Below are 6,725 nucleotides of genomic sequence, written 5' to 3' on the forward strand. Positions count from 1 at the left end.
CTGTACCGGCCCTTTCGCGGGTAAACCCGCTCCCACAGGACCTCTACAGGTTTCGAATCCTGCGCTGAACCTGTGGGAGCGGGTTTACCCGCGAATAGGCCGGCACTGTCACCTATAAACTTCAGGCATCACGGAACAGCCAAGGCTGCCCGGCGCGGTGCTTGCCTTCGAAGGCCTTGATCGCATCGCTGTCCTGCAGGGTCAGGCCGATATCGTCCAGGCCGTTGAGCAGGCAGTGCTTGCGGAACGCATCGATCTCGAAGTGCAGCACCTTGCCATCCGGGCGAGTCACCGCCTGCGCCTGCAGGTCGATGGTCAGCTGGTAGCCCGGGTTGGCTTCGACCTGCTTGAACAACTCGTCCACTTCCTCATCGCTGAGGATGATCGGCAGCAAGCCGTTCTTGAAGCTGTTGTTGAAGAAGATGTCGGCAAAGCTCGGCGCGATCACGCTGCGGAAGCCGTACTCGTCCAGCGCCCACGGGGCGTGCTCACGGCTGGAGCCGCAACCAAAGTTCTCCCGCGCCAGCAACACGCTGGCACCCTGGTAGCGTGCGTGGTTGAGCACGAACTCTTCGTTGAGCGGGCGCTTGCTGTTGTCCTGGTAGGGCTGACCCACGTCCAGGTAACGCCACTCGTCGAACAGGTTCGGGCCGAAGCCGGTGCGCTTGATCGACTTCAAGAACTGCTTGGGGATGATCTGGTCGGTGTCGACGTTGGCACGGTCCAACGGCGCGACGAGGCCAATGTGCTGGGTAAAGGCTTTCATGCTGCGCTCCCTTGGATCAACTCGCGGACATCGATGAAGTGGCCGGCTACCGCAGCGGCGGCGGCCATGGCCGGGCTGACCAGGTGGGTACGGCCACCGGCGCCCTGACGGCCTTCGAAGTTGCGGTTGGAGGTGGACGCGCAGTGCTCGCCGCTCTCCAGGCGGTCCGGGTTCATCGCCAGGCACATCGAGCAGCCTGGTTCACGCCATTCGAAGCCCGCTTCGAGGAAGATCTTGTCCAGGCCTTCACGCTCTGCCTGAGCCTTGACCAGGCCCGAACCCGGCACGACGATGGCTTGCTTGACGGTCGCGGCTACCTTGCGGCCCTTGGCAATTTCTGCCGCGGCGCGCAGGTCTTCGATCCGCGAGTTGGTGCACGAGCCAATGAACACGCGGTCCAGCTTGATATCGGTGATCGCCTGGTTGGCGGTCAGGCCCATGTACTTCAAGGCGCGCTCGATCGAACCACGCTTGACCAGGTCGGCCTCGGCGGCCGGGTCCGGCACGCGCTGGTCGACGGCCAAAACCATCTCGGGCGAGGTGCCCCAGCTGACCTGCGGCTTGATCTGGCTGGCATCCAGTTCGACCACGGTGTCGAACACAGCGTCGTCATCCGACACCAGGTCTTTCCACGATTCGACCGCTTGTTTCCACTGCTCGCCCTTCGGCGCATACGGGCGGCCTTCGACGTAGGCAACGGTGGTGGCGTCGGTAGCCACCAGGCCCACACGGGCACCGGCCTCGATGGACATGTTGCAGATGGTCATGCGGCCTTCCATCGACAGTTCGCGGATGGCGCTGCCGGCGAATTCCATGGCATGGCCGTTACCACCGGCGGTGCCAATCTTGCCGATCACGGCCAGCACGATGTCCTTGGCGGTAACGCCGGCCGGCAGTTGGCCTTCCACGAGCACCAGCATGTTCTTCATCTTCTTGGCGACCAGGCACTGGGTGGCGAGCACGTGCTCGACTTCGGAGGTGCCGATGCCATGGGCCAAGGCACCGAAGGCGCCATGGGTGGAGGTGTGCGAGTCGCCGCAGACCACGGTCATGCCTGGCAAGGTGGCACCCTGCTCCGGGCTGATGACGTGGACGATGCCCTGGCGTTCGTCATTCATCTTGAATTCGACGATGCCATATTCGTCACAGTTCTCGTCGAGGGTCTGCACCTGCAGGCGCGACACCTGGTCGACGATGGCCTCGATACCGCCCTTGCGCTCTGGCGTGGTTGGTACGTTGTGGTCCGGCGTGGCGATGTTGGTGTCGATGCGCCACGGCTTGCGGTTGGCCAGGCGCAGGCCTTCGAAGGCCTGGGGCGACGTCACTTCGTGGATGATGTGGCGGTCGATGTAGATCAAGGACGAGCCGTCATCACGGCGCTTGACCTCATGGGCTTCCCAGAGTTTGTCGTAGAGCGTTTTGCCAGCCATCAGACTGTTCCTCATCAGCGTCTTTCTATGCCAAAAACCCCTTGGCTTGTACGGACGATGCTATGGGGTTAGATTGAATAACTCAAATTCATAATTTTTATGCTTTGGATAACCCAAAGGAATACCAAACCATGGACCTGGCCAACCTCAGCGCCTTTATCGCCATTGCCGAGACCGGCAGCTTTTCCGGGGCGGCTGAACGCCTGTTCCTGACCCAGCCGGCCATCAGCAAACGCATCGCTGGCCTGGAGCAGCAGCTGGACGTGCGCCTGTTCGACCGCCTGGGCCGCGAGGTGACCCTGACCGAGGCCGGGCGCGCCCTGCTGCCGCGGGCCTACCAGATCCTCAACGTACTCGATGATACGCGACGGGCACTGACCAACCTGACCGGGGCGGTGAGCGGTCGCCTGACCCTGGCCACCAGCCACCACATCGGCCTGCACCGCCTGCCCCCGTTGCTGCGGGCGTTCACCCGCCAGTACCCGGCCGTGGCGCTGGATATTCAGTTCATGGATTCGGAACAGGCCTACGACGAGATTCTGCATGGCCGCGCCGAGATTGCCGTGATCACCCTGGCGCCAGAGCCGCACCACCTGGTCAAGGCGGTGCCGGTATGGGATGACGCCCTGGACTTCGTCGCCGCCCCCGAGCACCCGCTGGCCAACAACCAGGCCGTCAGCCTGAGCGATGTCGCCCGCCACCCGGCGGTGTTCCCCGGCGGCAACACCTTCACCCACCATATTGTCCAGCGCCTGTTCGAAAGCCAGGGCCTGACACCGAACATCGCCATGAGCACCAACTACCTGGAAACCATCAAGATGATGGTGTCGATCGGCCTGGCCTGGAGCGTGCTGCCGCGCACCATGCTCGACGAACAGGTTGCACCCATCGCCTTGCCCGGCATACAGCTGTCGCGCCAGCTAGGCTACATTTTGCACACGGAGCGTACGCTATCGAACGCGGCCAGGGCATTCATGGCCCTGCTCGACAGCCACGCAGGGTCCGCCTGACCGGCCGTCAGCCCGGCATTTCCAACTCCAAGGACGCGTCATACGCCAAAGGTCTGGTACCAATGCCCAAATCAGCAAACCGCTTTTTGCGCCTGCCGCGAATACCTGCGGCCGACCCTCAGGAATCCGAGCAGGCCTGGCAGAACGCCCCACAACTGCTGGCCGCGCTCAACGGCGCGCGCCTGGGGGCCTGGCTATGGGATATTGAAAGCGGCCGGGTCAGCTGGTCACGTGGCACCCAGGCGCTGTTCGGCTTCGACCCGCAGCGCCCGCTACCCGCCGATGTCGACTACCTCGACCTGCTGCCCGAAGAAGACCGCGCGCGTACGCGCCAGGTGTTCCAGGCCGTGTTCAATGGTGAGCCGGTGGAGCAGGCCATGCGCCACCGCATCCGCTGGCCGGACGGCAGCCTGCACTGGCTGGAGATCAACGGCAGCCTGACCCATGACCAGCATGGCCGGCCACAGATGATCGGGGTGATCCGCGAGATTACCCGCCAGCGCGAGCGGGAAACGGCGCTGATCAATTCGGAAAAGCGTTTCGCCACCCTGTTCCACCTCAGCCCCAACGCCATTTTGCTGACCCGTCGCCACGACGGCATGATCTTCGAGGTCAACCAGCACTTCGAAGACATGTTCGGCTGGCCCGGCAGCCAGGTGATCGGCAAGACCAGCCTGGAGCTGGGGCTGTGGGTCAACCCCGAGCAGCGCCACCAGGTAATGGAGTCAACCCGCGCCAACAGCGGCCCGCTGATCATGGAGGTGCAGTTCCGCGCCACCAGCGGCAAAGTCCATGACGGCATTCTCTGTACCCAAGGCATCGAGCTGGAGGGCGTGACCTTCCTCATCAGCACCTTTGTCGACACCACCGAGCGCAAGCGCGCCGAGCAGGCGCTGAAGGACAGCCAGGAACGCCTGGACCTGGCCCTGGACTCGGCGCAGCTGGGCACCTGGGACTGGCATATCCCCAGCGGCATGCTCTACGGCTCGGCCCGTGCCGCGCAGCTACACGGCCTGCCGCCCATCCCCTTTCACGAATCGTTCGACGCGTTTTTCGAAGGGGTGCCGGAGCAAGAGCGAAACTGCATGCGCCAGGCCTACCGCAGCTTGCGCGAAGGGCCCGCTGGCAACTACCAGATCACCTACCGGGTGCAGCTGGAAAACGGCATTTCACGCTACATCGAAAGCCGCGCCCGGCTGTACCGCGACGAGCAAGGCAACCCGCTGCGCATGGCCGGCACCCTGCTCGACATCACCGACCAGGTAGAGCGCGAACAGCGCCTTAGCGCCTCGGAAGAGAAATTCGCCAGCCTGTTTCAGGTCAGCCCCGACCCGATCTGCGTCACCCGCCAGGACACCGGCCAGTTCATCGAGATCAACCCGGCATTCACCCAGACCTTCGGCTGGGACACCGACCAGGTCATCGGCCGCACCGCCGAGGAAATCGGCCTGTGGGCCGAGTCCATCGAACGCGCGCAACGCATCGAGCGGGTGATCCGTGAGCGGGCCCTGAGCAATGTCGCCGTAGTGGTCAACCACCGCAACGGCGCGCCCTTGACCTGCGTGGTTTCCAGCCGCCAGATCACCGTCGACGACCAGCCCTGCAGCGTGACCACCCTGCGCGACATCACCCAGCAGCAATGGGCCGAAGCGGCGCTGAAGTCCAGCGAGGAGAAATTCGCCAAGGCCTTCCACTCCAGCCCCGACGCCATCACCATCACTGAACGGCACAGCGGCCGCTACCTGGAAATCAACGACGGCTTCTGCCGCCTGACCGGCTACAGCGCCGACGAAGTCGTCGGCCATACGGTGTACGAGATCGGTATCTGGGCCGACGACAAGCAACGCAGCGCCTTGCTGGCCGAGCTGCGCGAGTACGGCCGGGTGCACCACCGCGAGATGCTTGGGCGCAACAAGCGCGGCGATATCCTGACCGTGGAAGTGTCGGTGGAGCCGATCACCCTCAACGAGGTGGACTGCCTGCTGCTGACGGCCCGCGATGTCAGCCAGCTGAAGAACGCCCAGGCGCAGATTCGCCACCTGGCCTACCACGACCCGCTTACCAACCTGCCCAACCGCGCCCTGCTGATGGACCGCCTGAGCCAGCAGATCGCCCTGCTCAAGCGCCACAACCTGCGCGGCGCCTTGCTGTTCCTCGACCTCGACCACTTCAAGCACATCAACGACTCGCTGGGCCACCCGGTGGGCGACACGGTGCTGAAGATCATCACCGCCCGCCTGGAGGCCAGCGTGCGCCTGGAAGACACCGTGGCACGGCTGGGTGGCGACGAGTTCGTGGTGCTGCTCAGCGGCCTGGAGGGCAGCCGTGAGCTGGTGGAGGAAAAGGTCCGTGAGCTGGCCGATACCCTCCGTGAGCTGCTGGCCGAGCCGATGTCACTGGACGGCCAGCGCTTGCAAGTTACCCCCAGCATCGGCGTGGCATTGATCCCTGACCACGGCGCCACCCCGGCCGACCTGCTCAAGCGCGCCGATATTGCCCTGTACCGGGCCAAGGATTCCGGGCGCAACACCACCCAACTGTTCCACACCACCATGCAGAAGGCCGCCAGCGAGCGCCTGCGCATGGAGAACGACCTGCGCCTGGCCCTGGCCCGCGGCGAACTGGCGCTGCATTTTCAGCCGCAGGTGGATGCCCGCGACAACCGCATCGTCGGTGCCGAAGTGCTGCTACGCTGGCACCACCCGCAACTGGGCCAGCAACCGCCCGCGCAGTTCATCCAGGTATTGGAGGAAAGCGGCCTGATCCTGGAAGTTGGCAGCTGGATCCTCGACGAAGCTTGCGACGCCTGCGCGCGCATGCTCGGCGACGGGCTGATCGACGCCGATGATTTCAGCCTGTGCGTGAACATCAGCCCGCGGCAGTTTCGCCAGAACGACTTTGTCGGGCGGGTACTGCGCAGCCTGGATGACTACCGCCTGCCACGGCATATGCTGAAGCTGGAAATCACCGAAGGCATCGTTATCCAGAACCTGGAAGACACCATCAGCAAGATGCGTGAACTGAAGCGTTACGGGGTGAGTTTTGCCATGGATGACTTTGGTACCGGCTATTCCTCGCTGACCTACCTCAAGCGCCTGCCGGTGGATGCCTTGAAGATCGACCAGACCTTTGTGCGCGATGCCCCGGTCGACCCGAATGATGCGGAAATTGTCCGCGCCATCGTCGCCATGGCCCGCAGCCTGGACCTGGCGGTGATTGCCGAAGGGGTGGAGCTGACTGAACAGCTGGAGTTTCTGGAACGGCTGGGGTGCCACTTGTACCAGGGGTATCTGCATAGCCGGCCGTTACCGCTGCAGGAGTTTCGGCAGATGTTGCTGGAGGCGCCGGCGGACTACTGAAACTGACGCGGTCCTTGTAGGAGCGCGTTGCATAACTGTCAGGTACAAAAAGGGCACCCGAGGGTTAATGCCAGTCAGTTAAGACTGACGCATTGACCTTTAGCCCATAGGCCGCAAAATCCGATGCTTGGAAACGAGCATCGGATTTTTTATGCGCCTG

Annotated in this window: 4 protein-coding genes; 2 read left to right on the forward strand and 2 right to left on the reverse strand. The window is 63.6% G+C overall.

Translation table 11 applies throughout. The features are described 5' to 3' along the window. Positions 1-121: 121 nt before the first annotated feature. Together leuD and leuC are read right to left on the reverse strand one after the other, a co-directional pair. On the reverse strand, positions 122-766 hold the full coding sequence (leuD, locus tag ACIP1G_RS23230; RefSeq protein WP_400741105.1) for a 3-isopropylmalate dehydratase small subunit: 645 nt from the start codon (positions 764-766) through the stop codon (positions 122-124). Then, positions 763-2,196, reverse strand: a complete 1,434-nt coding sequence (gene leuC / locus ACIP1G_RS23235) for a 3-isopropylmalate dehydratase large subunit (RefSeq protein ID WP_400741107.1) — start codon at positions 2,194-2,196, stop codon at positions 763-765. Before leuC ends, leuD begins: the two co-directional genes overlap by 4 nt. 131 nt (positions 2,197-2,327) lie before the next feature. Here leuC and ACIP1G_RS23240 point away from each other — a divergent pair, with 131 nt between their 5' ends. Both ACIP1G_RS23240 and ACIP1G_RS23245 read left to right on the forward strand, forming a co-directional pair. Continuing rightward, the gene (locus ACIP1G_RS23240; protein ID WP_400741109.1) at positions 2,328-3,206 is read left to right on the forward strand and encodes a LysR family transcriptional regulator; all 879 of its coding nucleotides are present in this window, start codon (positions 2,328-2,330) and stop codon (positions 3,204-3,206) included. Positions 3,207-3,268: 62 nt separating this feature from the next. Further along, positions 3,269-6,565: a PAS domain S-box protein gene (locus ACIP1G_RS23245; protein WP_400741111.1), complete on the forward strand. Its 3,297-nt coding sequence runs from the start codon at positions 3,269-3,271 to the stop codon at positions 6,563-6,565. The last annotated feature ends 160 nt before the right edge of the window (positions 6,566-6,725 follow it).

The organism is Pseudomonas sp. NPDC089392 (genome assembly GCF_044749595.1).
Taxonomy (GTDB): Bacteria; Pseudomonadota; Gammaproteobacteria; order Pseudomonadales; family Pseudomonadaceae; genus Aquipseudomonas.